Raw genomic sequence first — 23,937 nt, forward strand, 5'->3', positions numbered from 1 at the left:
GCGACGGGATAGTCAGTCGAACCCGTCGAATCCGTCGCCGTGGAAAGCCTCGTTCATCGAGGCGTCCGCGTATCCCCGGCAGTAATCCCAGGTGACATACGCTTCCGGCGTCGGGTCGTAAGCGGGCTCGTGCGGTCGGACCGTTCCGTCGACCAACAGTTGGAGCAGGTTGGCGCGGAGCATGTCCCAATCGTGGTAGTGATCCTGCCTACAGTCCTCGCAGCTCACCACGAGTCCGCGGATCCCGCGGTGCGCTAGTAGCGCCTCGTAGACAGCGAGATCGGCGAGATCCTCCTCGACCGCGAGGCGCTCGTGGGGATCCAGCGGTTCACCGGGCTCGATGGCATCGAGCGCGGCGGACGGGTCGGAGGGGTCTCCGGCGAAAGGATCCGGCGGCAAGCCAGGTGGTAGATGGTCACGCACACACCCACGGTACGCAGAACAGGGGGCTCTGCGCCAGCGATGCGGCCAGCAAGTTTCGCGCGAGGTGTGTGTTCGCGGTATCCGCGCGACGGCATCGAGGCGCGGTCACTGGAGAGTTAGCGGGGCAGATACCATGGGTTCAGGCGCCCTCCGGTTCCCGACACACCGGTCGTCGCCGTCACCGTTCATCCCAGAAATTGTGCGCGACGCCGGGCCTTTCGGCGTCTGTCGCTTTCGATGTCCAGGAGGGGTCGATCCGAATGAGTAATCCCGTAACGGGCGAACGAATCGCAGTCCGCCCCCATACGGGTGGCGACGATCCGAACAAGATCGCCATGCTCGGCCTCACGTTCGACGACGTGCTGCTGCTGCCTGCCGCATCGGATCTCATCCCCAGCTCGGTCGAGACCTCCAGCCAGCTCACCAGAGAGATCAGGCTGCGCACCCCGCTGGTGAGTTCGGCGATGGATACCGTCACCGAGGCCAGGATGGCCATTTCCATGGCGCGCGCGGGCGGTATGGGTGTGCTGCACCGCAATCTGGCCGCTTCCGATCAGGCCGCCCAGGTCGAGACGGTCAAGCGGTCCGAGGCGGGAATGGTCACCGACCCGGTGACCTGTCGTCCGTCCGACACGCTCGCCGAGGTGGACGCGATGTGCGCCCGCTTCCGCATCTCCGGCCTTCCCGTGGTCGACGAGACCGGCGCGCTTGTGGGCATTATCACCAACCGCGACATGCGCTTCGAGGTCGACGTGAACCGTCGCGTCGCCGATGTGATGACCAAAGCGCCGCTGATCACCGCGCGCGAGGGTGTGACCGCCGAGGCCGCTCTCGGGCTGCTGCGCCGTCACAAGGTGGAGAAACTGCCGATCGTCGACGGTGACGGCAGGCTGCGCGGTCTGATCACCGTCAAGGACTTCGTCAAGACCGATCAGTACCCGAACGCCACCAAGGACCGCGACGGCAGGCTGCTGGTCGGCGCCGCGATCGGCGTCGGCGAGGATTCCTGGTCGCGTGCCATGACATTGTCCGACGCCGGCGTCGACGTCCTGATCGTCGACACCGCCCACGGACACCAGGCCGGCGTGCTCCAGATGGTGACCAAGGTCAAGGCCGAGGTCGGCGACCGCATCCAGATCGTCGGCGGCAACGTGGCGACCCGGGCCGGCGCGCTCGCGCTGGTCGAGGCGGGCGCCGACGCGGTGAAGGTCGGTGTCGGCCCAGGCTCCATCTGCACCACCCGCGTCGTCGCCGGTGTCGGCGCGCCGCAGATCACCGCGATCCTCGAGGCTGTCGCCGCCTGCAAGCCGCACGGCGTTCCGGTCATCGCCGACGGCGGTATCCAGTTCTCCGGCGATATCGCCAAGGCCATCGCCGCGGGCGCGTCCACCGTGATGCTCGGCTCGCTGCTCGCGGGCACCGCCGAATCCCCCGGTGAGTTGATCCTCGTCGGCGGCAAGCAGTTCAAGAGCTATCGAGGGATGGGTTCGCTCGGCGCCATGCAGGGCCGTGGTCAGGCCAAGTCCTACTCCAAGGATCGGTACTTCCAGGACGACGTGCTGGCCGAGGACAAACTGGTTCCCGAGGGCATCGAAGGCCGGGTCCCGTTCCGCGGCCCCGTCAACCAGGTGATCCACCAGCTCACCGGCGGCCTGCGCGCGGCGATGGGCTACACCGGTTCGCAGTCGATCGCCCACCTGCAAGAAGCCCAGTTCGTCCAGATCACCGCGGCCGGTCTGAAGGAAAGCCATCCCCACGACATCACGATGACCGTCGAGGCCCCCAACTACACGGGCCGCGGCTGATCGGACGGCGGATATCGGCGCACCACCCGGCGCGCCGATCCGCCACCCGACCGACCATCCGTGTACAGGCCCGTCCGTTCGGTGCATGATTGAGCTGCCTCGCGGGATGAGTCGCACGCCTCGGTACCGCCCAGTCGTGTCACACTCGTCCCGCCCGGCCCGCCACCCCCCGATCGTTCGACCGATGCGATCACTCCCGCTTGTCCACCCGGAAACCTCCGGCTGCCCCGACCGCCCCGCCGCACCGTCGGCTGGATTCGGCCGAACCGGACGGACCAGCGGAAAACCACCCCGGACAGGCCGACACGGGCGGATCCGAGAAACTGGACCCACCCGGACCGATCCCCACCCCCCGGCCCCGCCCGGAGCGAGTCTTACGAGCGACCCGTTCGCGGCCGTCTCGGTCCGAGTGGTCGAAACGCATGCGACGCAGTCGCGAGTCTCGACCACTCGGACGCGAGACGAAAGGGGCCGCGAACCCGCGGCCCCCGGGCCGCCAAATCACAGGAGGACAGTTGCGCGACATGGTCGAGATCGGCATGGGCCGAACCGCCCGGCGTACCTATGAACTGGACGATGTGGACATCGTCCCCTCGCGGCGTACCCGCTCGTCGAAGCAGGTGTCGCTGGCCTGGCAGCTCGATGCCTACCGTTTCGAGATCCCGTTCCTCTCGCACCCGACCGACGCGCTGGTTTCGCCGCGGTTCGCGATCGAACTGGGCCGTCTCGGCGGTCTCGGCGTGATCAACGGCGAGGGTCTGTGGGCCAGGCACGCCGATGTCGAGGCGAAGATCGAACAGTTGCTCGAACTCGTCGGCAAGGGCGGCTACGAGCGCGCGGTCGCGTTGTTGCAGGAGTTGCACGCCGCGCCGATGCAGCCGGATCTGCTCGCCGCGGCGGTCGCGGAGGTGCGGGCGGCCGGGGTGACGGTGGCGGTGCGGGTGAGTCCGCAGAACGCGCGTTCGCTGACGCCGTCGCTGGTGCAGGCCGGTGTCGATCTGCTGGTCGTGCACGGCACGATCATCTCCGCCGAACATGTCGGTGACGGTGAGCCGCTCAATCTCAAGACCTTCATCGCCGAACTCGATGTGCCGGTGGTCGCGGGTGGCGTGAGCGATCACCGCACCGCGCTGCATCTGATGCGCACCGGTGCGGCGGGTGTCATCGTCGGTTACGGCTCCTATCCCGGTGCCACGACCACCGGCGAGGTGCTCGGTATCGGGGTGCCGATGGCCACCGCCATCGCCGACGCCGCCGCGGCGCGCCGCGATTATCTCGACGAGACCGGTGGACGCTACGTGCACGTCATCGCCGATGGTGATGTCGCCACCTCCGGGCAGTTGGCCAAGGCGATCGCGTGCGGCGCGGACGCCGCCATGCTCGGTGTGCCGCTGGCCGCCGCCGCCGAGGCGCCGGGCCGTGGCTGGTACTGGCCCTCGGCCGCCGCGCACCCCTCGGTGCCGCGCGGTTCGATGCTGCATGTCGACGATCCGTGGGATCTGGGTGGCGAGTCCATCGGCGAGCCGGTGCGCCCGACCCTCGAGCGTGTCCTGTTCGGCCCGTCCGACGACCCGTTCGGTTCGTTGAACCTGGTCGGTGGTCTGCGGCGTTCCATGGCCAAGGCCGGATATTCGGATCTGAAGGAATTCCAGCGGGTCGGTCTCAGCGTCCGCGCGTGAAATCGTCAGCGTCCGCGCGTGAGAATCTCGGCGTCGGCGCGTGATTTCGGCATCTGTAGGTGAGGTTTCGGCCTCGGCGCGGTGAGCGCTCGCTCACCGCGCGTGGCCCGTCGCGACGGAACCGCGCAGGAATTGTTTGATCGCGTGGTTCACCGGTTCCGGGTGGGTCATGGTCACCGCCAGCCGAGCGCCCGCGATCTCGACGTAGGTGGCCGCGGTCAGGTCCCGGGCGAGGCGTTTGGCCCGATGGTCGGGGATGCCGCTGTCGGTGGCATGGATAACCAGTGCGGGACAGGTGATTTCGGGCAGTCGTCCGACCACCGATTCGCGACCGAGCAGGCAGGTCGCGGCGACCTCGATACCGTCGCGGTCGCGGACCAGCCAGCGTTTGGTCCAGATGGCCCGGTACCAGTCGTCGTCGCCGATCAGCCAGTGCGCCAACTGATTCGCCGCGCCTCGACGTGAGCTGTCGTCGTACCACTTGTCCAGGAATTTCTGGGTTTCGGTGGACTGTTCCGGGGTCGGCCCGTGCGCTTCGGTGCTGATGAGGATCAGTGCCGACACGCGTTCGGGTGCGATCAGCGCCGTCCGCAGCGCGGTGATGCCGCCCTGCGCGGTGCCGCCGAAGACGGCACGCTCCGCGCCGAGGTGGTCGAGCACGGTGAGCGCGTCGCGCGCGGCGGTCCAATAGGTGAAGGGCAGGCCCTGGTCCCTGGTGCGGCCGTGTCCGCGCGCGTCCCACGACACGATGCGGAATTCCGGTGCCAGCGCGGCCATCTGCGACGCGAACATGGTGCGGTCCATGAGGAATTCGTGCGCCAATAGGACTACCGGGCCGTCCCCGCCGCTGTCCTCGTAGTGGATGTCGGCATCTATCGCTGGGGCGAATGGCACGAACACGAGGATAACCAGCACGGCGGTGGTGTGCGGCGAGATTTGGCGCGGCGACGGAGTTTCGTCGGGTTTCCTCCGAGCGTGTCGGAATGACGCCGCCGTGCCCGTGGTCGGCTCGCCGCGCCCGCTCACTAGACTATGGCGGTGGCAGAATCCCAGAGACCGGTCCTCGTCGTCGACTTCGGCGCCCAATACGCCCAGCTGATCGCCCGGCGGGTTCGTGAATCGAGTGTCTTCTCCGAGGTGATCCCACACACCACGACCGTCGAGGAGATCGCCGCCAAGCAGCCGCTCGCGGTGATCCTGTCCGGTGGCCCGTCCAGCGTGTACGCCGAGGGCGCGCCGCAACTGGACGCGCGGCTGTTCGATCTGGACGTGCCGGTCTTCGGCATCTGCTACGGATTCCAGGCGATGGCGCAGGCACTGGGCGGCACCGTCGCCCATACCGGCACTCGCGAATACGGACGGACCGAACTCAATATCGACGGCGGCGTGCTGCACGGCGGTCTGCCCACCATCGCGCCGGTGTGGATGAGTCACGGCGACGCCGTCACCGACGCGCCGGAGGGTTTCGAGGTCACCGGCACCACGGTGGGCGCGCCGGTCGCGGCGTTCGAGGATCGCGCGCGACGCCTGGCAGGCGTGCAGTACCACCCCGAGGTGCTGCATTCCCCGCACGGTCAGCTGGTGCTCAGCCGCTTCCTGCACGAGATCGCCGGAATTCCCGCTACGTGGACCCCGGCCAATATCGCCGAATCGCTGGTCGAGGCGGTGCGCGAACAGATCGGTGACGGACACGCCATCTGCGGGCTCTCCGGCGGCGTGGACAGCGCCGTCGCCGCCGCCCTGGTGCAGCGCGCCATCGGCGATCGTCTGACCTGTGTCTTCGTCGACCACGGACTGTTGAGGGCGGGGGAGCGCGAACAGGTCCAGCAGGATTTCGTCGCCGCCACGGGCGCTCGGCTGGTCACCGTCGACGCGGTGGAGAAATTCCTCGGTGAGCTGAAGGGGGTCAGCGATCCCGAGGAGAAGCGCAAGATCATCGGCCGTGAGTTCATCCGGTCCTTCGAGGACGCGGTGAGCGAGGTCGTCGCCGAACAGGGCACCGGCGGGTCGGCTCCCGAGGTCGAATTCCTGGTGCAGGGCACGCTGTATCCCGACGTGGTCGAATCCGGCGGCGGCACCGGCACCGCGAATATCAAGTCGCACCACAATGTCGGCGGCTTGCCCGACGATCTGGAATTCGATCTCGTCGAACCGCTTCGGCTGCTGTTCAAGGACGAGGTCCGCGCGGTCGGTCGCGAACTCGGTCTGCCCGAGGAAATCGTCGCGCGCCAGCCCTTCCCCGGTCCGGGCCTGGCGATCCGCATCGTCGGCGAGGTGACCGCCGATCGGCTCGACACCCTGCGCCAAGCCGACGCCATCGCGCGCGAGGAATTGACGGCGGCCGATCTGGACCGTCAGATCTGGCAGTGCCCGGTGGTACTGCTCGCCGACGTTCGCAGCGTGGGCGTGCAGGGCGACGGACGCACCTACGGACATCCGATCGTGCTGCGTCCGGTATCCAGCGAGGACGCCATGACCGCGGACTGGACCCGGCTGCCCTACGAAGTGCTGGAACGCATTTCGACCCGCATCACCAACGAGGTGTCGGAGGTCAACCGGGTCGTGCTCGATGTGACCAGCAAGCCGCCGGGGACGATCGAGTGGGAGTGACGGTCACGGCGGCCGAATAGTCCTGCCCCCGTGTGGATTCGGGAACCGGGCTATTCCGCCGCGGTTTCCGCGCGGGCATGGCCGAGTACCAGGTGTCCGAGCAGCATGCCGCCGAACGCGAACCGCAGTGTGGCCGCGGTCGGCTCGCTCGGGACCGTCCGGCGTTCCTCGTTCGTGGTGGGATGATCGAAATGCGGTGCGGCCATGTGGTTCTCCTCGAAGTAGAACGAACAATGACCCGTCCGGGGCGGGCGGGTCATTGCGTCATGTGGTGATTCGTTCAGCGATGTACGCGCGGTGAGATCACCAGCACGACGCCGACCACGATGGCGGCGATCACGATGATCCAGCCGAAGGAGATGGCCCCCGCGGCCGAGACGGTGGAGGGTCCGACGAGGGCGAAGACGCTCAACGCCAGTGCGAGCAGTCCGACGATCAGCAGCGAGGCGGACGGGCCGCGACCCCCGGTCTTGTCCGAAGCGTTCTGATCAGCCACGTTCCACCACCACTTCTCCCATACGGACATCGACATTCAGATCGAGTACCGGCGCTCCCGGCGTATTCGGGCCGGTGACACCGGTGGGGCACGACTGGTCACCCATGGCGACGGTGCATTCGGTGCGCACCGTCATTCCGGCCGGGACGAGTACGCGCGCCTCGCCCATCTGCACCGACAGGTCCACCGTGCGGTTCTCGGTGAGATCCAGCCCGCGCAGATCGAGCGTCCCCGAACCCATCGACAGGTGATACTCGGGTTTCAGATCGGCCGTCGCGGTGGGAGCCCAGGTGCGATCACCCATGGTGGCCCGGTCGAATTCCATCGGACCGACCAGCGAGGCGAGCAGCACGAACGCGGCCAGCGGCGCGGTCACGACGAGCAGACCGTAACCGCGGCGCAGGAACGCGCCGAGCACGAGTCCGAGACCGACCACCGCGAGCGCCACCGCGCCGATCCGCGCGGGTGTCATCCATTCGACGCCGGACGCCGCCGCGGCGCCCGCACCGGCCGCGGCCAGGATGGCCAGGCCGATCACCACCGGCGTCAGCCGGGAGCGGGGCCGTCGCGGGGCGGGCGCGACGACCTTGTTCGCCGGGGTGGGATCGGGAAGATCCCAGGCCAGCGGCGCGACGCCGAGCGGATCCCAGGACGGGGGAACCGGGCCGCCGATGATCGTTCGAGGTCCGGGGGTGAGGGTCCGAGGTGAACCGGGCCGGGGGATACCGGCGGGTGTCGCCGCCGCGATCGGGGTCGGGCGCCTGTCGGCCGTCGCCGTGCCGTCGGTGGACTCCCCGCTCGGCGCCACAACGGCGGGGTTCTCGGCGGGCGCGTTCGATCGCGCGTCGATTCCGGGCGAGGACTTGTCGAGCCGAACGGTCGCGTTGTCCACCTCGAGGTGGCGACCGGGAACGTCGCCGTCGGTCTCGCCGTCGTGGCCCGTGGCGTCGCGCACTTCCGGTCGGTCGGCTTCGCCTTCGTGTTCGACCGTGACGCCGGTGCGGTTCTCGCCGGTCTCGGCCTTGTCGAGCCGGACCGCGCTGTCGTCCGCCCGCTGTGCGGTGGCCGGGTCGTACGCCGCCGGTGCCTCCGGCACGTACGCCTCCGGAAGTTTCGTGTACGGCGTGTACATGCCGGTCATGGGGGCTTCCGGTGCGTAGAAGCTGCCGGTCGTGCCGCTGGGGAAGACCGCGCCGGGATATCCGGTGGCGCTGAGCCCGGCGTCGAACTCGTAGTCGTCGAGCTGGCTGGTACCCGGCGGCGGTTGCGGGGTGCGCATGAACAGCATCCACCAGCCCGCCAGCATGAGCGCGAGGCTGATGACGCCGGAACCGGCCATCCCCATCCCCACCGGCCCCATGGTGCTCACCGCGATGGCCAGCGCCACCATCAGCACGATCGTCTTGGTCGGCGACTGCGAGCTGTGCCCCTTGCCGAACAGCGATTCCGCCGCGGACGTCTGGTCACCCGCCTGGCTGAACAGCAGCCACCCCACGAGGTAGAGGACGATCCCGGCCCCGCCGAACAGCGCCGACACCACGAAGGCGACCCGAACGAGGACCGGATCGACCTGGTAGCGCCGACCGAAACCGGCCGCGACCCCCGCGACCGGCCCCTGACGCGGCAACCGGACGGGCCGCGACTGCCACATCTGCTGAAGCTGATCGCCGAAGCTCGTTTTCGTCATGCTTCCATGGTCGGCCGCACAGGTGGTTCAGCACATCGGGGTGAACCCTGAAAGTTCACCCGATCCCGGAACCGACAGATGATCCGTCGACATCGGGTGCGCGTGCGGGCGGTGCGGATACTCCGCATCGCCCGAGCGCTTCCGGTGCCTACAGGACGATGATGTCCCCGTAGACCGCCCCGTTGGCCGAGGTCTCCGGTGAGTCGACCTCGATCTTGGTGTAGGGGCGGATCGTCAACGGCCCGCCGCAGCCTTCCACCATCAGGTGGAAATCGTGGCTCATCACGTAACCCGTCGTGCCACCGACCAGGTCCTTGCTGCCGATCTCGATGTCCTGGATGACACCGGGGGTGATGTCCAGGTCGAGACCTACGGACGCGTGGATCGACGGGCCGATGGTCGCGTCCAGGCCCGGTGTCAGGGAGTCGGGGCTGGCGCCGACGCCGAGCGTGACTCCGGCGTCGAACCCCGCGCCCGCCTCCGCCCCGAAGGTCAGATCGATGCCGACCGCGCAGCTGACCAGGTATCCGGTCTTCAGTACCGCGGTACCCGGGTCGTCGACGTGTCCGTAGGAGGTGTTGTCCAGGAACACTTCGCGGGTGGTCGGCAGCCCGTTCTGCGGAGCCACCGGATCGGCCACGAGATCGGTGTGGCCGACGGTGAACGCGAAGCCGGTCGGTGTGGCGTAGTTGTTCTCGTGTGCCGCGAATGCGTAGGCGTCGGCGGTACCCGTCCCGACCCCGCCCACCGCGAGGGCGATCGGCGCCAGCCCGGCGGCGATGACGCGTGCGAACGTGTACGACAAGATTCCTCCCCTGTATCCCGTTCGGACCTGCTCGGAACCGATGAGCCCGTCCGTGAGAAAACGTATGTCCGGCGGTACGCCACGACCGCCTCCCATTTCCGATTCGGAGCGGAAAACCACTGGCAGAAGCCATAGTTCGAGTTCTCCGGTCCGGTGGCTCATGGACAAACGCGCTCTCGATATCAGGTATATCCGGCGTGCCTTGGAGGTCACTGAGTGATCACTGAGCGTTTCCCCGACCTGCTGGTCATCCGCCCTTTTCCTTCCGGACCGGACAACCGGAGGGCGTCGGTTCGGGAATCCCGCGCGGACGTGTCGACCGGTGGTCACGAGGGTGCGGGCGCGGTGATCGGACCGATCAGGAATCGAGAAGCATCGGTGACCGAGGAGGAATTAGCGTTGTCGAGGTGAACGGCCCACGGATATCGGGGGCGTTCCGGAGTTCGCCTAGTTCCCGAATCGGACGATTCCGATCACGTCCACGACGTCAGGAGTGACCATGACCGACTCCACCACCAAGGGCATCAAGACCGTGTTGCATCCGGTTTCCGATCTGGCGGCGGCCAAGCAGGTCTATACCGCGCTGCTCGGTACGGCGCCGCAGACCGACGAGTCGTACTACGTCGGGTACGAGGCCGCGGGGCAGCACATCGGCCTGGTGCCGGCCGGGGGGCCGCAGAGCCCGACCGCGCCGACCGCCTACTGGGAGGTATCGGATATCGAGGCGAAATTGGCCGAGGTGACGGCCGCGGGGGCCAAGGTGCAGGACCCCGTGCGCGAGGTCGGCGGCGGTCGCCGGGTTGCCACGGTCCTCGACCCGGACGGCAATCTGCTCGGACTGCTCCAGGACCAGTAGGCGCGCTCGCCACCCCGGGCGACGCTCGAACCGGAACGCGGCCCCGCGACGGTGCCGGTGCGTGGATCAGGGTGATTCCTGATGCCCTCGGCCCGCGGGGCGTGCCAGTATCGGAATATGTACCCGACTGATCCAGCGTTCGACGCTGCCCGCAGGCAGGCGGGGTATCGACCCGATCCGGCCCTCGGGTTCGGGTTCGCGCCGGGGCGGGGGTTCGGACCCGCGCCGGTGCTGGATCTGGGGCCGAATCCGCAGGTGCGGCTGGTCCGGCGTTCGGGCGGGCGCATCGTCGCCGGCGTCGCCGGTGGACTCGCCGACCATCTCGGGCTCGACGTCTTCAAGGTGCGGATGGCGTTCGTGCTGCTGTCCGCGCTGGCGGGCGCCGGTATCGCCGCGTACGGGTTGCTGTGGGTCTTCACCCCCGGCGGCGCGGATTCGGCGAAGCCGTCCGGCGCCGAACGCAGGCAGTCTGTCGGTCTCGCGCTGCTCGGGCTCGGCTTGTCGATCGTGGTGTCGTGGCTGATGAACGGCACGGTCGCGGCGAAGATCATCGTCCCGATCGTGGTGGTGACGATCGGCGCGGCGCTGGTGTGGCGCGAGTACGACACCGACGGTCCACGTTCACTGCTCGGTCTGCCCGCCCGGCCGTCGGTGGTGACCTGGGCCCGCATCGTCGCGGGCGCGACCATGGTGATCCTCGGGCTCGGCGTGGTGGTGCTCGCCAGGATCGATCTGAGTTCGCTCGGGTCGGCGCTGATCGCGGTCGCGGTCACGCTGATCGGCGCCGGGTTGCTGACGGTGCCGCTGTGGCTGCGCATGATGCGCGCTCTGAACGACGAACGCGCCGCCCGCATTCGTAACGAGGAACGCGAGGAGATCGCCTCCCACCTGCACGATTCGGTTCTCCAGACCTTGGCTCTCATCCAGCGCCAGGCCGACGATCCCCAAGAGGTGACCAGGCTGGCCCGCAGCCAGGAACGCGAATTGCGCCGCTGGCTGTTCGAGGATTCGGGGCCTGCCCAGTCGAGTCTGGCGGCCGCGCTGCGCACCATCGCGGGGGAGGTGGAGGATCAGCACGGCGTCCAGGTCACCACGGTGACCGTCGGCGATGTCTCGATGGATCTCGGTGACACCGGCAGCGGCCTGCCCAAGGAGCATTTCACCGCCTTGCTCGGCGCGAGCCGGGAGGCGCTGGTGAACGCGGCCAAACACGCGGGCGTCCCGGCGATCGACCTGTTCGCGGAGGCCGAACCGCATCAGGTGAGCGTCTTCGTGCGCGACCGCGGCGCGGGGTTCGACCTCGACGCCGTCCCACCGGATCGTCAGGGCCTGGCGAAATCCATCCGCGGCAGGATCGAGCGGCGCGGCGGACAGGTCGAGATCCTGTCGAACCCCGGTCGCGGCACCGAAGTGCGGATCATCATGCCGCGCACCGATTCCGGAGCGGACGACGATCGGGTGGACGATATCCCCGACGCCGGAAGCGCTGTGACGGAGCGGATCGCGCAATCGACCGGCCAGGGCGCGTGAGCCGTCGGCCACGTGCCGGACGGTCGGTGACCTCCTCCCGTCGGGCTTCGCGGTTAAGGTGGCTTCCGGGCAACCGATTCCGCGCGGATTTCGGTGACGCGCCGGGTGCGCCCAGAATTTCGCCCGGCATGCGACCGCCGGTTCACGACGGCGCCGTCGGATCGACCGGCGGCGGACGCGGAACGGCGGAGGAGCGGAGCAGGTGAGCGTGCGGGTTTTTCTCGTCGATGATCACGCCGTATTCCGGTCGGGTGTGCGGGCGGAGTTGAGTCGCGAACCCGATATGGAGGTGGTCGGCGAAGCCGGTGGGGTGGCCGAGGCCATCGCCGGAATCGCCTCGGCTCGCCCGGATGTGGTGCTGCTGGATGTGCATATGCCCGATGGCGGCGGTGTCGCGGTGCTGACCGGGATCGATGACGGTCCGGTATGTCTGGCGCTGAGCGTGTCCGATGCCGCGGAGGATGTGATCGCGGTGATTCGCGCGGGAGCGCGCGGCTATGTCACCAAGACGATCTCGGGATCCGAACTGGCCGACGGCATCCGGCGGGTCGCGGGCGGCGACGCGGTGTTCAGTCCGCGCCTGGCCGGATTCGTCCTCGATTCGTTCACGGGCCGGTCACCGGTGCCGGAACCGCCGCTCGATCCGGAACTGGACTCGCTGACGCCGCGTGAACTCGAGGTGCTGCGCCTGCTCGCCCGCGGCTATACCTATCGCGAAATCGCCGAGACCCTGTTCATCTCGGTGAAGACCGTGGAGACCCACGCCTCCAATGTGCTGCGCAAGACCCAGCAGTCCAATCGGAACGCGCTGACCCGCTGGGCGCATCGCAGGCGGATCGACTGAACGGAACTACATCACCGCGACGAGGATCGCGATGAGGATGACCAGCCCGATCAGCAGTCCTACGGCGATGGCGAGCGGCGCGTTGCTCGGCGGATTGCCTTGGGCCCGTTGGCCGACGGGCGCGGCGTTGCCTGCGGCCCGGACGGGTGCCTGGTGCTGCGGACGCGGCAACGGCATGGCGTGCGGACTGCGCAGGCCGGAGGCGGAACTGCGGGCCGCCCAGGACGGGATGGTGCCGTCCTCGGTGCGCACCGGGGCGCCGAGAATGTAGGAGTCGGTGCCGGGACCGAAAGCGGCGGTGAGGATTTCGTCCCTGGCCTCGGCCATCGTCGGTCTGCGCTGCGGTGCGGGTTCGAGCATGTGCAGCAGGGCGTTGGTGAGGACGCCGCTGCGGGTCGGCGGAATGATCTGGGCCATCGCGGCACGTTCGACCAGGACGTCGCTGTCCTCGTCGAGGCCGAACGGCGGTTGACCCTCGATCGCGGTGTAGAGGGTCGCGCCGAGGGAGAACACGTCGCTGGCCTCGGTCGGCTGCGCGCCACGGGCCACCTCGGGCGGCAGGTAGGCGGGGGTGCCGGTGATGATGCCCTCGGGCTCTTCGGTGAGATCGCCCGCACCGCGCGAGATGCCGAAGTCGCTGAGTTTGGCGATGCCGACCGAGGGGCCGCGATCGGCGACCAGGATATTGCCCGGTTTGATGTCGCGGTGCACGATGCCGACCGAATGCGCGGCGGCCAGCGCGTCGGCGACCTGCGCGCCGATCTGCGCCACCTCCACCACGGGCAGTGTTTCCACCATTCCGAGCGCCCTGGCCACGCTGCGTGAGGGTAGGTGTTCCATGACCAGCCACGGTTCGCCCGCTTCCAGGGCCACGTCGTAGACCGCGATCGCGTGGTCGTGGGACAGTTTCGCCGCGACCCGCCCCTCGTGCAGGATCTGGCCGCGTACCTTCTCGGCTTCCGCCTCGGGCAGTCCGGCGGTGGTCAGCACCTGTTTGATGGCGACCTCCCGATCGAGCAGGCGATCGTGCGCCAGCCACACCGCGCCCATACCGCCGCCGCCCAGTTTCGACTGCAGGCGGTATCGGCCTGCGACCAAGTACTGCGGGCCGACGATGGGACGGTGGCGATCGATCATGGGTGCAGGGTATCCGAATCTCGTGCTAGGCGACCTGATTCGAGCGGACGGCGAGAGCGGCTCCGGGCGTCGATGCCCCTTCCGTGGTAATGCCGACCCTACGCGCGTGATCGCTCCTCGCTCGCCCTCGGGTGGACCCGGGCTGGCAAATTCTCGGGAAACTTTCTGGGACGGCTGGGGTTGGAGACGGCCCGCGAGGAAGAGGAGAACGGCGTCCGGCGCGCCACCCTTGACGGATCACGGGGGCGGGTTTCTACTTGATCACTATCGAACGTATATTCGATAGTGATCGATAGCTGTATCGGTGCTGACCCTCGTTTCTTGATCGAGAATCGAGGGTCGGCCCGCTCGCTTCGCCTCGGAGTCCATCGTGGGAAGTAGGTGGTTGTGATGGGTTCGGACGTGCGGGTGGGGGATGAGAAACACCAGAAGAAGCTGGAGGAACTCCGCAGGAGGATGGCCGCGATCCCGGGCCGCGGCCAGTCCGAGGTCGGGCGGATTCCCCGCGAGACCGAACTCCGCAGAGAGTCGCTCCCGGTGCCGAGTGCCCTTGCGGAATTGTTGCCCGCAGACGGTCTCGCGAAGGGATCTGTCGTGGCGTATACGGGAGCGCGGTCGTTGCTGGCCGGTCTGCTCGCCGCGGTGACCGAACACGGCGGACATGCCGCGGTGGTGGGGATGCCCCGGTTCGGGCTGCTCGCCGCGGCGGAAATGGGTGCGGAATTGGCACGTCTGGCCGTGGTGGCCGACCCCGGACCCGACCCCGTCGAGGTGGCCGCGGTGTTGCTCGACGGACTGGATCTGGTGGTGCTCGGCCTCGGCGACACCTCGGTCGCGCCGTCCCGGTCCCGAGTGATCGCCGCCCGCGCCCGCAGTCACGGCGCCACCCTCGTGGTCGCCGACGGCCACTGGCCCAACCCCTCCCTGCGCATCAGCGCCCGCGTCTGCGGCTACGCCGGGCTCGGTGCGGGCCACGGACGACTCCGTTCGATCGGCCTCGACGTCGATATCCGCGCCAAGTCGGGTCCGCCCCGGCGCGGCCGCATCGACCTGTGCCCGAACGGCGGCCGTGTCGAATGGGTCACGCGAAGTGTCGCGACGGGCGCGGGGGAGGCTCCGGTCGCCGCCCGAGGCGCGGCCTCGTGATCGAAGTCGCCGGGGTCGCGCGCGCGTTCGCCCGCGCGACCGTCGACCGCGCGTCGGTCGCCGGTGTCGCACCGTGATTCGGCCGGGACGGTCGCGGGTGCTCGCCGTGTGGTGTCAGGACTGGCCCGCGGTCGCGGCGGCCGCGGCGGCGGACCTGCCCGCGACGCGGCCGGTCGCGGTGCTGTTCGGGAACCGGGTGGTCGCGTGTTCGGCGGTGGCGAGGTTCGAGGGGGTGCGCCGGGGATTGCGACGGCGCGAGGCCCAGTCGCGCTGCCCCGATCTGTTCCTCGTGCAGGACGACCCGGATCGGGACGCGCGCCTGTTCGAACCGGTGGTCTCGACGGTGGACGCGACCGTGCCGGGAGTCGAGGTGCTGCGCTCGGGACTGCTGGTGCTCGGTGCCCGCGGGGCCGCGCGGTTCTTCGGCTCCGAGGAGGCGGCGGCCGAACGTCTCGTCGACGCGGTGTCCGCGCTCGGCGTCGAGGCGCAGATCGGTATCGCCGACGAACTGTCGACGGCGGTACTCGCGGCCAAACGCGGTGTGCTGGTGCCGCCGGGGGAGGGCGCCGGATTCCTGGCGCCGCTGCCGATCACCGAACTGGCCGCCGAACCGAGTCTGTCCGCTCCGGAACGCGCCGACCTCGTCGATCTGCTGCACCGCCTCGGCCTGCGTCGCATCGGCGATTTCGCCGCGCTGAGCCCGGTCGAGGTCGCCTCCCGCTTCGGGGTCGACGCCGTGCTCGCGCACCGCCTCGCGCGGGCCGTGCCGGAACGGCCGCCGTCGGCACGTCGGCCGCCACCGGAACTGACGGTGGAATATCGCTGCGATCCGCCGATCGACCGGGTCGACGCGGCCGCTTTCGCCGGACGCATGCTCGCGACCGCGCTGCACACCGCGCTCGCCGCCGCCTCGGTCTCGTGCACCCGGCTCTCGGTCTACGCGGAAACGGCAGCGGGAGAACATCTCTCGCGTATATGGCGCTGTGCCGAGCCGCTGACCCCGTCGGGTACGGCGGATCGGGTGCGCTGGCAGTTGGACGGCTGGCTGACCCGGCGCGACCGACCGACCGCGCCGATCACCCTGCTGCGTCTGGAACCGGTCGAGATCGCGGCATCGGGCGCGCTGCAACTGGGCCTGTGGGGTGGAGTCGGCGAGGAGAACGAGCGGGCGCGACGTGCCCTGATCCGGGTGCAGGGTCTGCTCGGTGGCGAGGCGGTGCAGGTCGGGGTGCTCAGCGGTGGTCGTGGCCCGGTCGAACGCGTCACGATGGTCGTGCTGGGTGACGAGCGGGTGCCCGCCGCCGATCCGGGGTTGCCCTGGCCTGGCCGTCTGCCCGAACCCGCTCCCGCCGTCCTGCTGCTCAACCGTCCGACGGTGGAATTGGAAGCCGCCGACGGTCACCGGGTGCGCGTCACCGCCCGCGGCCTGTTCTCCGCCGATCCGATGCTGCTGCGCTGGGGCAGCAGACAGTGGCGGCTGACCGGATGGGCCGGTCCGTGGCCGCTGGACGAGCACTGGTGGAGCCCCGAATCCGCCGCGTCGGCCGCCCGCGCCCAGGTGCAACTGGACAGCTCCGATACCGAGGTCAGGGTCCTGCTGCTCGTCTATCTCGACGAGATATGGCGGGCGGAGGGGCTCTACGACTGATCGCGACCACCGGTACCCTCGGATATCGTGAATCTGTCGGTGACCAGCATGGCGATCGGTGACGTGCGGATCGCCTACCGCGATTCCGCGATCGGTCGATCGGATACGGCGGATGTGCCGGTCGTCCTGGTCCACGGCATGGGTGGCGACGGGCACACCTGGGACCGTTTCGCGCGCATCCTGCTCGCGCGCGGCAGGCGCGTCATCATCCCCGACCTGCGCGGTCACGGGCGCAGCTCACACGCGGATTCCTACCTGTTCGGCGAGTTCGGCGCGGATCTGCTGAAGCTGATCGAGCGTTGCGGCCTGTCGTCGGTGGATCTGGTCGGGCATTCGCTCGGCGGTTACGCGGTGTCCCGCGTGGCGCAGGAACGCCCGGATCTGGTCCGCAGGCTGGTCATGGAGGAATGCCCGCTGCCCGCGCGCTCGGGTGACGAGCAGATGAGCCTGACCCGCCGATTCCCGAGCGTGCCCGAACTCTGGCACGCGGCGTCGAGTCTGATCCGTCATCCCCGCGCGGTCTTCGCCTTCGACCGCACGATGACGGCGACCGCCCTCGAACAGTTCCGCAAACCCGATCCGCAATGGTGGGAGCGACTCTCCGATATCACCGCGCCCACCCTGGTTCTGCGCGGCGGGCCCGGCGGCATGGTCGATCCGGAGAAACTGGCGATCATGCAGGCCGCGGTGCCGGACTGCACCGTGTGCGCGTTCACCTGCGGGCACAGTATCCATCGCGATCGTCACCGCGAGTTCGAGGCCGTCGTCCTTCCGTTCCTGTCCTGACGCCGTCCGCATTGTGGTCGATTCGACATCGCGGCGCGGAGTGCCCCGCCCGGAACAGGGTTCTAAGGTGAGACTCATGTCCGCCGCACCACCCCCGCGACCGGCCGCCGGATGACGCACCTGGCGACCCGCTTCGACGGTATGACCTGCTCGGCCGCCGCCGCGGTCGATCTTCCGCTGCCGGGCACGGCGACCACGGTGACCGGCTGGTTGTGTATCGAACATCCCGGCGCGTGGGGGCGCGATGTGATCGGCGACGAGGTGCTCGGTCCCGAGATCACCGCCGAACTGGCCGCGCGCACGAAAGCGGCGCGGGTGCGTCCGACTCTCATCAGGCGGCCGGGGCGGCACGAGTTCACCGGAACCCGCACGGTGCTGCTCGCGAGTTCGCGTCCGGAGGGCTCGTGGTGTGAACGATTCGAGATCACCGAGCTGAAACAGTTGCTCGACCTGGATCTCGGGATCGTCGACGGCCCACCGCCCGGAATCGGTGCGGCGGTGCGTGATCCGTTGACGCTGGTGTGCGCGCACGGGAAACGCGACCAGTGCTGCGCGCTGCTCGGCAGGCCGATCGCGGCGACTCTCGCCGCGCGCTACCCGGATCGGGTCTGGGAGTGTTCGCATACCGGCGGGCACCGATTCGCCCCCGCCATGGTCCTGCTGCCGACGGGAAACACCTACGGCCGTGTCGATTCCGCCGCCGCCGTGAACGCGGTCGAGGCCGCCCGGCGCGGCGAGGTCTCGCCGACCGGATTCCGCGGCCGCAGTTGCTATCACCCCGTCGAGCAGGCGGCCGAGATCGCGGTCAGGGCGATCGTCGCCGCCGGGGTCGACGATCTCGTCGTCCGATCCGAGAACGACAGCGCGGTCGGGGATTCCGCGATCGTGACGCATCGCGACGGCCGTCGCTGGCGGGTGGGCACGCGGACCGTCGACTTCGAACCGCGCCAGGCCAGTTGCGGCGCGAAGCCCAAACCCGTGACCGCCCTCGTCGCCGACGATCCGCGACCGCTACCGCCGATCGGACCGGCGTAACAGCGACTCCTGTCGAGGCCGGTTCCGTACATCCGCGAAATCCGTGGGGAACACGGACGTTCGGCCGGGATCGTGACGATATGCGCACCCGTCCCCACCGCCCCCTGCGGGGTGGGGACGGGCGCGGTTCACCAGTGCGTCCCCGGCACCCAGCGCGCGGCGCGGCGCAGCGCGGTTCCGGTGACGCGGCGAGCCGCCGACCGCGATCGCGGCTCGACGGGTGGGACAGCGGTTTCCGGGACGGCGGTCTCCGGCGCGTCCTCCAGTTGTTCGCCCTTGGCCGCGGGCGAGTCCGGCAGGGCGCGGTAGTAGCGGTGCAGGATGCGGTCGCGGAACTTGGGGGTGACCAGCGCGCCGTATTCGGCGAGGGTGCCGAGGGGCACGTCGATGCGCTTGGGACGTTCGGCGAGCGCGCGCACGATGGTCGCCGCGGCCCATTCGGGGGATTCGGACGGTCCCTGAGCGCCGCTCGGCGTGATCATCGGGGTGCGGACCAGCGGCATGTGGATGGTGGTGAAAGTGACGCCGTCCGCCATGGTTTCGACCGCGGCGACTTCGGTGAACTTGTCCAGCGCCGCCTTGCTCGCGAGGTAGGCCGAGAACCTCGGGGTGGCGACCTGCACGCCAGCGCTGCTGATCTGCACGATGTGGCCGAATCGGCGTTCGCGCATCTGCGGCAGCAGTGCCAGGGTCATGCGCAGCGCGCCGAAGTAGTTGACCGCCATGGTGCGTTCGTAGTCGTGCAGCCGGTCGGTGGAGCGGTGGATGGCGCGGCGGATGGAACGGCCCGCGTTGTTCACCAGCATGTCGACGTGACCGTACTCGTCGAGGATGGCCTTGACGGTCTGGTCGACCGAATCGGATTCGGTGACATCGCACTGGTAGCCCTCGGCGGTGCCACCCGCGGCCCGGATCTCCGCGACGACGTCCGCGAGTTCTTCTCCGCGCCGGGCGAGCAGCAGGACGGTGGCGCCCTTCGCCGCGACCGCGAGGGCGGCGGCCCTGCCGATACCGGAGGAGGCGCCGGTGATCACGACGTGGCGACCGGTGAGATCGCGGTTGCGGCGATTGCGACGGATCTGCCCGTCCTCGGCGGAGCGGGCCACATCGGAGGCCGGGACGGCGGCGGCGTCACCCGTTGAGTCACGGTCGGGCGTGGCGTTCATCGCTGCTCCTTCGCGGTCGAATGGTCTGAACTTACTCCAAAGTAAGTTGCTCTGCCAAGTGGTGTCCGCCCCCCGGTCGTCGGACTTCGCCGACTCGGATCGGTCGGGGTCCGGTGTGGTGCGCGCCGTGGCGGGTGCGTCGATGCCACGGGATTGCCGATTCGGGGTGTCGAAGTCGGATCGTGTCGCTCCGCCGGACGACTTGTCACTGGTGAAACGTATTTTCGAAGGTGTTCCGCGGTAAGGCTTTCCGGGGAAGTTCGCGGGGTCTGGCAATCCTCGCGCAACGGCTCGGTGATTCCTTCCGGCAAGCCTCGAATCTATCGAACATATGTGCGATACTCGTGCGCATGGCGGACGATCGGATGGCGGACATCTTTGCCGCGGTGCGGCTCGGCAGGGGCGACTCGGAGGCGGGGCGGCACGCGCTGCGCACACTGTGGGATGAGCTAGGTCCGGCCGGAGATCCGTTGCAGCGCTGCGTGGTGGCGCATCATCTGGCCGTGTTGCAGAAGACTGCCGAGGAATCGCTGATCTGGGATCAGCGCGCGCTCACCGCGGTGTTCAGTCCCGGCATTCCGCTCGATGACGGACTGCGCTGCTTCCTGCCCTCGCTCTATCTCAACCTGGCCGACAGTCATCGTCGCGTGGGCGATTTCGACGGCGCGCGCATGCAGTTGGCCATCGCGCGCGGTCATCTCCGGATCCTGGCCGAGGACGCCTACGGCGCGATGATCCGTTCCGGGCTGGATCGGGTCGAGGAGGCCCTGCTGGCCGGATCGGCGGAACGTCTGACAGCCGAGTGATCCGCGCGACTCCGGCGATATCTTCCGGAGTCCGGCGGTTCGGCGGCCCGATGCGTGACATCTCATCTATCGAATGTATGTTCGATAGAAAGGAGGTGATGCGCTGGTGGGATGGGGTAACGGGCCGCCCACGTGGGCGGAGATGGAACGGGTGCTGTCCGGCCGTCCGGGCCGGACGAATCCGGAGGCGATGTACCCCGGTGACGGCGGCGACAGCCCGGCCTGGTCGCGTAAACGCGGCGAATACCTGGCCGAGCCGGTCGAGCGGGTCGGGGGCCCCTCGGTGCCCTACGCCGAACTGCACGCCCACTCGGCCTACAGCTTCCTCGACGGCGCGAGCCAGCCGGAAGAACTGGTGGAGGAGGCCGTGCGGCTCGGGCTGGAGGCGATCGCCCTCACCGACCACGACGGTTTCTACGGGACGGTGCGCTTCGCCGAGGCGGCCGCGGAATGGGGTATGCCGACCGTCTTCGGCTCGGAACTGTCGCTCGGCGCGGGTTTCGCTTCCGATTCCGCGCCGCGCACCGGATCACCCGACCCGGCAGGCCCACATCTGCTGGTACTCGCCCGAGGTCAGGAGGGATACCGGCGCCTCGCGCGAGAGATCTCGGCCGCGCACATGGCCGCGGGGGAGAAGGGCATCCTGCGCTACGACCTCGACGCGCTCACCACGGCGGCGGACGGGCACTGGCATATCCTGACCGGCTGCCGCAAGGGCCATCTCAGGCAGGCCGTCGAACAGGATCTGCTGGCCGGGGACACCGGCCTGGTGCGGGCGGAGGCGGCGCTGCGCGAACTGATCGATCGGTTCGGCGGTGACCGGGTCGGCGTCGAACTCACCCATCACGGCGTTCCCGAGGACGACGAACGCAACGCCCACCTGATCGCCCTGGCAGATCGGGTCGGACTACCCGTGGTGGCGACCACCGGCGCGCATTTCGCCGGACCTGGACAGCGTCGCCGGGCCATGGCGCTGGCCGCGATCCGGGCCAGACAGAGCCTCGACGACATCGCGGGCTGGCTCGCCCCGGCGGGCGGCGCGCACCTGCGTTCCGGTGCGGAGATGGCCCGGCTGCTGGGCGCGGGAGCCGGGCGGGCGGGTCTGCTCGCGGTGTCCAACGCGGCCGAACTGGCTCGCGAATGCGCCTTCGACCTGCGATTGATCGCCCCTCGGCTACCGCCGTTCGATACCCCGGACGGCCACGACGAGAATTCCTGGCTGCGCGCGCTCACCATGCGGGGCGCGCGGGACCGCTACGGCACGCCCGACGACAATCCCGGGGCCTACCGGCAACTCGAACACGAACTCGCGATCATCACCGGACTCGACTTTCCCGGCTATTTCCTGGTGGTGCACGATATCGTCGACTTCTGCCGGACCCACGACATCCTGTGCCAGGGCCGGGGATCGGCGGCCAATTCCGCGGTCTGCTACGCCATCGGCATCACCAATGTCGATCCGGTCGCCAACGAACTGCTCTTCGAACGATTCCTCTCGCCCGAGCGCGACGGTCCGCCCGATATCGACATAGATATCGAATCCGATCGCCGGGAGGAGGCGATCCAGCACGTCTACGCGAAATACGGTCGCGAATACGCGGCCCAGGTGGCGAATGTGATCACCTATCGCGGCAAATCCGCCGTCCGCGATGCCGCACGCGCGTTGGGGTTCTCGCCGGGTCAGCAGGACGCCTGGAGTAAACAGGTGAGCCGCTGGTCCGGCGTTCAGGCCGAGACCGGAATCGATATTCCGACGCCGGTGCTCGAACTCGCCGCCGATATCGAGGGCCTGCCGCGACATCTCGGTATCCATTCGGGCGGCATGGTGATCTGCGACCGTCCGATCGCCGATGTCTGCCCGGTGGAATGGGCGCGCATGCCCGGCCGCAGTGTCCTGCAATGGGACAAGGACGATTGCGCCGCCGTGGGTCTGGTGAAATTCGATCTGCTCGGACTCGGCATGCTCTCCGCGCTGCACTACATGATCGACCTGGTACGCGAACACAAAGGTGAGACGGTCGAACTGCACCGGCTGGACCTGGCGGAGACCGGGGTGTACGAAATGCTCTCGCGCGCCGATTCGGTCGGGGTCTTCCAGGTGGAATCACGCGCCCAGATGGCCACGCTGCCCCGCCTGAAACCCCGGAATTTCTACGACCTGGTGGTCGAGGTCGCGCTGATCCGGCCCGGCCCGATCCAGGGCGGCTCGGTGCACCCCTATATCCGTCGCCGCAACGAGCAGGAGGAGATCCGCTTCGACCATCCGGCGCTGGAGAAATCCCTGCGACGCACCCTCGGGGTTCCGCTGTTCCAGGAACAACTCATGCAGATGGCCGTCGACGTCGCCGGATTCACCGCCGTCGAGGCCGATCAACTGCGCCGTGCCATGGGCTCCAAACGCTCACCGGAGAAGATGGAGCGACTACGCGAGCGTTTCTATCGCGGCATGCGCGAAGTGCACGGCATCACCGGCGACGTGGCCGACCGCATCTACGAGAAGCTCTACGCCTTCGCGAATTTCGGTTTCCCGGAAAGTCATTCACAGAGTTTCGCCGCACTCGTCTTCTATTCGGCCTGGTTCAAACTGCGTCATCCGGCCGCGTTCTGCGCCGGTCTGCTGCGCGCGCAGCCGATGGGTTTCTACTCCCCTCAATCGTTGGTCGCCGACGCGCGGCGTCACGGCGTCGCGGTGCGCGGTCCCGATATCAACGTCAGCCGTGCCGAGGCGACGCTGGAGGATCGGGGCACGAATATCAGGCTCGGACTGTCGTCGGTGCGCCATATCGGCGAGGAACTGGCCGAGAAGATCGTCGCGGCACGAGCCGCCGGGCCCTACACCTCCTTCCTCGACCTGACCGGACGCGTGGAACTGACCGTCCCGCAGGCCGAAGCGCTCGCCACCGCGGGCGCTCTCGGCAGTATCGGCGCCACCAGGCGCGAGGCGCTGTGGGCCGCGGGCGCAGCCGCCGGTGAACGACCGGATCGCCTGCCCGGCACCGGCGCGGCCACCGCCGCACCCGCGCTGCCCGGTATGAGCGCTCTCGAACTGGCCGCCGCCGACGTGTGGGCGACCGGAGTGTCCCCCGGCAGCTATCCGACGGAATTCCTGCGCGCGCGCCTGGACGCGCTCGGCGTCATCCCGGCCTCCGGCCTGCTCGCCGTGCCCGACGGTTCGAAGGTGCTCGTCGGCGGCGCGGTCACCCATCGTCAGCGGCCCGCCACCGCCGCGGGTGTCACCTTCCTGAATCTGGAAGACGAGACCGGCATGGTGAATATCGTCTGCTCGGTCGGCCTGTGGACGCGCTATCGGCGACTGGCCCAGGGTGCCGCGGCGCTACTCGTGCGCGGTCGGGTGCAGAACGCGGAAGGAGCGGTCAGCGTCGTCGCCGAACACCTGGAGCGTATGGATCTGCGCGTCGATTCCACCTCGCGCGACTTCCGCTGACCGGGTGTGCGGCGTAGACCGGTGCGCGGTCGG

At 68.9% G+C, this 23,937-nt stretch carries 20 protein-coding genes; 12 read left to right on the top strand and 8 right to left on the bottom strand.

Features of this window, described 5'->3' with window-relative positions; genetic code table 11:
- Positions 1 to 12 precede the first annotated feature (12 nt).
- Positions 13 to 423, bottom strand: coding sequence for a DUF5319 domain-containing protein (locus tag DAT37_RS16175; RefSeq protein ID WP_040704598.1), 411 nt, complete (start codon positions 421 to 423; stop codon positions 13 to 15).
- Between the two features lie 260 nt (positions 424 to 683).
- Here DAT37_RS16175 and guaB point away from each other — a divergent pair, with 260 nt between their 5' ends.
- Complete coding sequence (gene guaB, locus DAT37_RS16180) at positions 684 to 2,228, top strand: IMP dehydrogenase (protein WP_109525505.1); 1,545 nt, start codon at positions 684 to 686, stop codon at positions 2,226 to 2,228.
- 515 nt (positions 2,229 to 2,743) lie between these two features.
- The gene (locus DAT37_RS16185; protein ID WP_109525506.1) at positions 2,744 to 3,907 is read left to right on the top strand and encodes a GuaB3 family IMP dehydrogenase-related protein; all 1,164 of its coding nucleotides are present in this window, start codon (positions 2,744 to 2,746) and stop codon (positions 3,905 to 3,907) included.
- 93 nt (positions 3,908 to 4,000) lie between these two features.
- Here the strand turns inward: DAT37_RS16185 and DAT37_RS16190 are convergent, their stop codons facing one another.
- Positions 4,001 to 4,801: an alpha/beta fold hydrolase gene (locus DAT37_RS16190; RefSeq protein WP_109525677.1), complete on the bottom strand. Its 801-nt coding sequence runs from the start codon at positions 4,799 to 4,801 to the stop codon at positions 4,001 to 4,003.
- A gap of 138 nt (positions 4,802 to 4,939) precedes the next feature.
- Here DAT37_RS16190 and guaA point away from each other — a divergent pair, with 138 nt between their 5' ends.
- A complete protein-coding gene (gene guaA, locus DAT37_RS16195; protein ID WP_109525507.1) occupies positions 4,940 to 6,517 on the top strand; it encodes a glutamine-hydrolyzing GMP synthase in 1,578 nt (525 codons plus the stop codon).
- Positions 6,518 to 6,567: 50 nt separating this feature from the next.
- On the opposite strand, the gene DAT37_RS16200 is transcribed toward guaA, so the two are convergent.
- The 4 genes from DAT37_RS16200 to DAT37_RS16215 all read right to left on the bottom strand — a co-directional run bounded on the left by DAT37_RS16200 (position 6,568) and on the right by DAT37_RS16215 (position 9,505).
- Positions 6,568 to 6,723 carry a hypothetical protein gene (locus DAT37_RS16200; protein WP_157978508.1) on the bottom strand — a complete coding sequence of 52 codons (156 nt, stop codon included), beginning with the start codon at positions 6,721 to 6,723 and terminating at the stop codon, positions 6,568 to 6,570.
- A gap of 74 nt (positions 6,724 to 6,797) precedes the next feature.
- Complete coding sequence (locus tag DAT37_RS16205; RefSeq protein WP_109525509.1) at positions 6,798 to 7,013, bottom strand: hypothetical protein; 216 nt, start codon at positions 7,011 to 7,013, stop codon at positions 6,798 to 6,800.
- Positions 7,006 to 8,700: a PspC domain-containing protein gene (locus tag DAT37_RS16210; RefSeq protein WP_109525510.1), complete on the bottom strand. Its 1,695-nt coding sequence runs from the start codon at positions 8,698 to 8,700 to the stop codon at positions 7,006 to 7,008. The genes DAT37_RS16205 and DAT37_RS16210 overlap by 8 nt, the downstream gene beginning before the upstream one ends.
- 148 nt (positions 8,701 to 8,848) lie before the next feature.
- The gene (locus DAT37_RS16215) at positions 8,849 to 9,505 is read right to left on the bottom strand and encodes an MspA family porin (protein ID WP_157978509.1); all 657 of its coding nucleotides are present in this window, start codon (positions 9,503 to 9,505) and stop codon (positions 8,849 to 8,851) included.
- Positions 9,506 to 10,004: 499 nt separating this feature from the next.
- Between DAT37_RS16215 and DAT37_RS16220 the strand changes: the two genes are divergently transcribed.
- The 3 genes from DAT37_RS16220 to DAT37_RS16230 all read left to right on the top strand — a co-directional run bounded on the left by DAT37_RS16220 (position 10,005) and on the right by DAT37_RS16230 (position 12,735).
- Positions 10,005 to 10,361 (top strand): VOC family protein, encoded by a 357-nt coding sequence (locus tag DAT37_RS16220; protein ID WP_109525678.1) that lies wholly within the window; start codon positions 10,005 to 10,007, stop codon positions 10,359 to 10,361.
- A gap of 117 nt (positions 10,362 to 10,478) precedes the next feature.
- Positions 10,479 to 11,891, top strand: a complete 1,413-nt coding sequence (locus DAT37_RS16225) for an ATP-binding protein (protein WP_109525512.1) — start codon at positions 10,479 to 10,481, stop codon at positions 11,889 to 11,891.
- A 208-nt stretch (positions 11,892 to 12,099) separates the two neighbouring features.
- A complete protein-coding gene (locus DAT37_RS16230; protein WP_109525679.1) occupies positions 12,100 to 12,735 on the top strand; it encodes a response regulator in 636 nt (211 codons plus the stop codon).
- Positions 12,736 to 12,741: 6 nt separating this feature from the next.
- Here DAT37_RS16230 and DAT37_RS16235 read toward each other — a convergent pair whose 3' ends face one another.
- A complete protein-coding gene (locus DAT37_RS16235) occupies positions 12,742 to 13,872 on the bottom strand; it encodes a serine/threonine-protein kinase (RefSeq protein ID WP_109525513.1) in 1,131 nt (376 codons plus the stop codon).
- Between the two features lie 390 nt (positions 13,873 to 14,262).
- On the opposite strand from DAT37_RS16235, the gene DAT37_RS16240 reads away from it, so the two are divergent.
- From DAT37_RS16240 to DAT37_RS16255, 4 genes are all read left to right on the top strand, one after another.
- Complete coding sequence (locus tag DAT37_RS16240; RefSeq protein WP_109525514.1) at positions 14,263 to 15,018, top strand: hypothetical protein; 756 nt, start codon at positions 14,263 to 14,265, stop codon at positions 15,016 to 15,018.
- A 73-nt stretch (positions 15,019 to 15,091) separates the two neighbouring features.
- Positions 15,092 to 16,666, top strand: a complete 1,575-nt coding sequence (locus tag DAT37_RS16245) for a DNA polymerase Y family protein (RefSeq protein ID WP_408637408.1) — start codon at positions 15,092 to 15,094, stop codon at positions 16,664 to 16,666.
- 27 nt (positions 16,667 to 16,693) lie between these two features.
- A complete protein-coding gene (locus DAT37_RS16250) occupies positions 16,694 to 17,452 on the top strand; it encodes an alpha/beta fold hydrolase (RefSeq protein ID WP_232839773.1) in 759 nt (252 codons plus the stop codon).
- Between the two features lie 111 nt (positions 17,453 to 17,563).
- Entirely contained in the window at positions 17,564 to 18,487 is a 924-nt protein-coding gene (locus DAT37_RS16255) for a sucrase ferredoxin (RefSeq protein ID WP_232839774.1), read from the top strand.
- A 128-nt stretch (positions 18,488 to 18,615) separates the two neighbouring features.
- On the opposite strand, the gene DAT37_RS16260 is transcribed toward DAT37_RS16255, so the two are convergent.
- Positions 18,616 to 19,653 carry an SDR family NAD(P)-dependent oxidoreductase gene (locus DAT37_RS16260; RefSeq protein ID WP_109525515.1) on the bottom strand — a complete coding sequence of 346 codons (1,038 nt, stop codon included), beginning with the start codon at positions 19,651 to 19,653 and terminating at the stop codon, positions 18,616 to 18,618.
- A gap of 350 nt (positions 19,654 to 20,003) precedes the next feature.
- Here DAT37_RS16260 and DAT37_RS16270 point away from each other — a divergent pair, with 350 nt between their 5' ends.
- Both DAT37_RS16270 and DAT37_RS16275 read left to right on the top strand, forming a co-directional pair.
- Positions 20,004 to 20,459 (top strand): hypothetical protein, encoded by a 456-nt coding sequence (locus DAT37_RS16270; RefSeq protein WP_109525517.1) that lies wholly within the window; start codon positions 20,004 to 20,006, stop codon positions 20,457 to 20,459.
- A gap of 106 nt (positions 20,460 to 20,565) precedes the next feature.
- Positions 20,566 to 23,904: an error-prone DNA polymerase gene (locus DAT37_RS16275; protein WP_109525518.1), complete on the top strand. Its 3,339-nt coding sequence runs from the start codon at positions 20,566 to 20,568 to the stop codon at positions 23,902 to 23,904.
- Positions 23,905 to 23,937 lie beyond the last annotated feature (33 nt).

Origin of the sequence: Nocardia aurea (assembly GCF_003123685.1) — a bacterium.
Lineage (GTDB): Bacteria > Actinomycetota > Actinomycetes > Mycobacteriales > Mycobacteriaceae > Nocardia > Nocardia aurea.

Coding starts and splice junctions, on each gene's coding strand:
- guaB (WP_109525505.1), top strand. CDS start 684: ATGAGTAATCCCGTAACGGGCGAACGAATCGCAGTCCGCCCCCATACG.
- guaA (WP_109525507.1), top strand. CDS start 4,940: ATGGCGGTGGCAGAATCCCAGAGACCGGTCCTCGTCGTCGACTTCGGC.
- DAT37_RS16200 (WP_157978508.1), bottom strand. CDS start 6,723: ATGGCCGCACCGCATTTCGATCATCCCACCACGAACGAGGAACGCCGG.
- DAT37_RS16210 (WP_109525510.1), bottom strand. CDS start 8,700: ATGACGAAAACGAGCTTCGGCGATCAGCTTCAGCAGATGTGGCAGTCG.
- DAT37_RS16220 (WP_109525678.1), top strand. CDS start 10,005: ATGACCGACTCCACCACCAAGGGCATCAAGACCGTGTTGCATCCGGTT.
- DAT37_RS16225 (WP_109525512.1), top strand. CDS start 10,479: ATGTACCCGACTGATCCAGCGTTCGACGCTGCCCGCAGGCAGGCGGGG.
- DAT37_RS16235 (WP_109525513.1), bottom strand. CDS start 13,872: ATGATCGATCGCCACCGTCCCATCGTCGGCCCGCAGTACTTGGTCGCA.
- DAT37_RS16240 (WP_109525514.1), top strand. CDS start 14,263: ATGGGTTCGGACGTGCGGGTGGGGGATGAGAAACACCAGAAGAAGCTG.
- DAT37_RS16255 (WP_232839774.1), top strand. CDS start 17,564: ATGACGCACCTGGCGACCCGCTTCGACGGTATGACCTGCTCGGCCGCC.
- DAT37_RS16260 (WP_109525515.1), bottom strand. CDS start 19,653: ATGAACGCCACGCCCGACCGTGACTCAACGGGTGACGCCGCCGCCGTC.
- DAT37_RS16270 (WP_109525517.1), top strand. CDS start 20,004: ATGGCGGACGATCGGATGGCGGACATCTTTGCCGCGGTGCGGCTCGGC.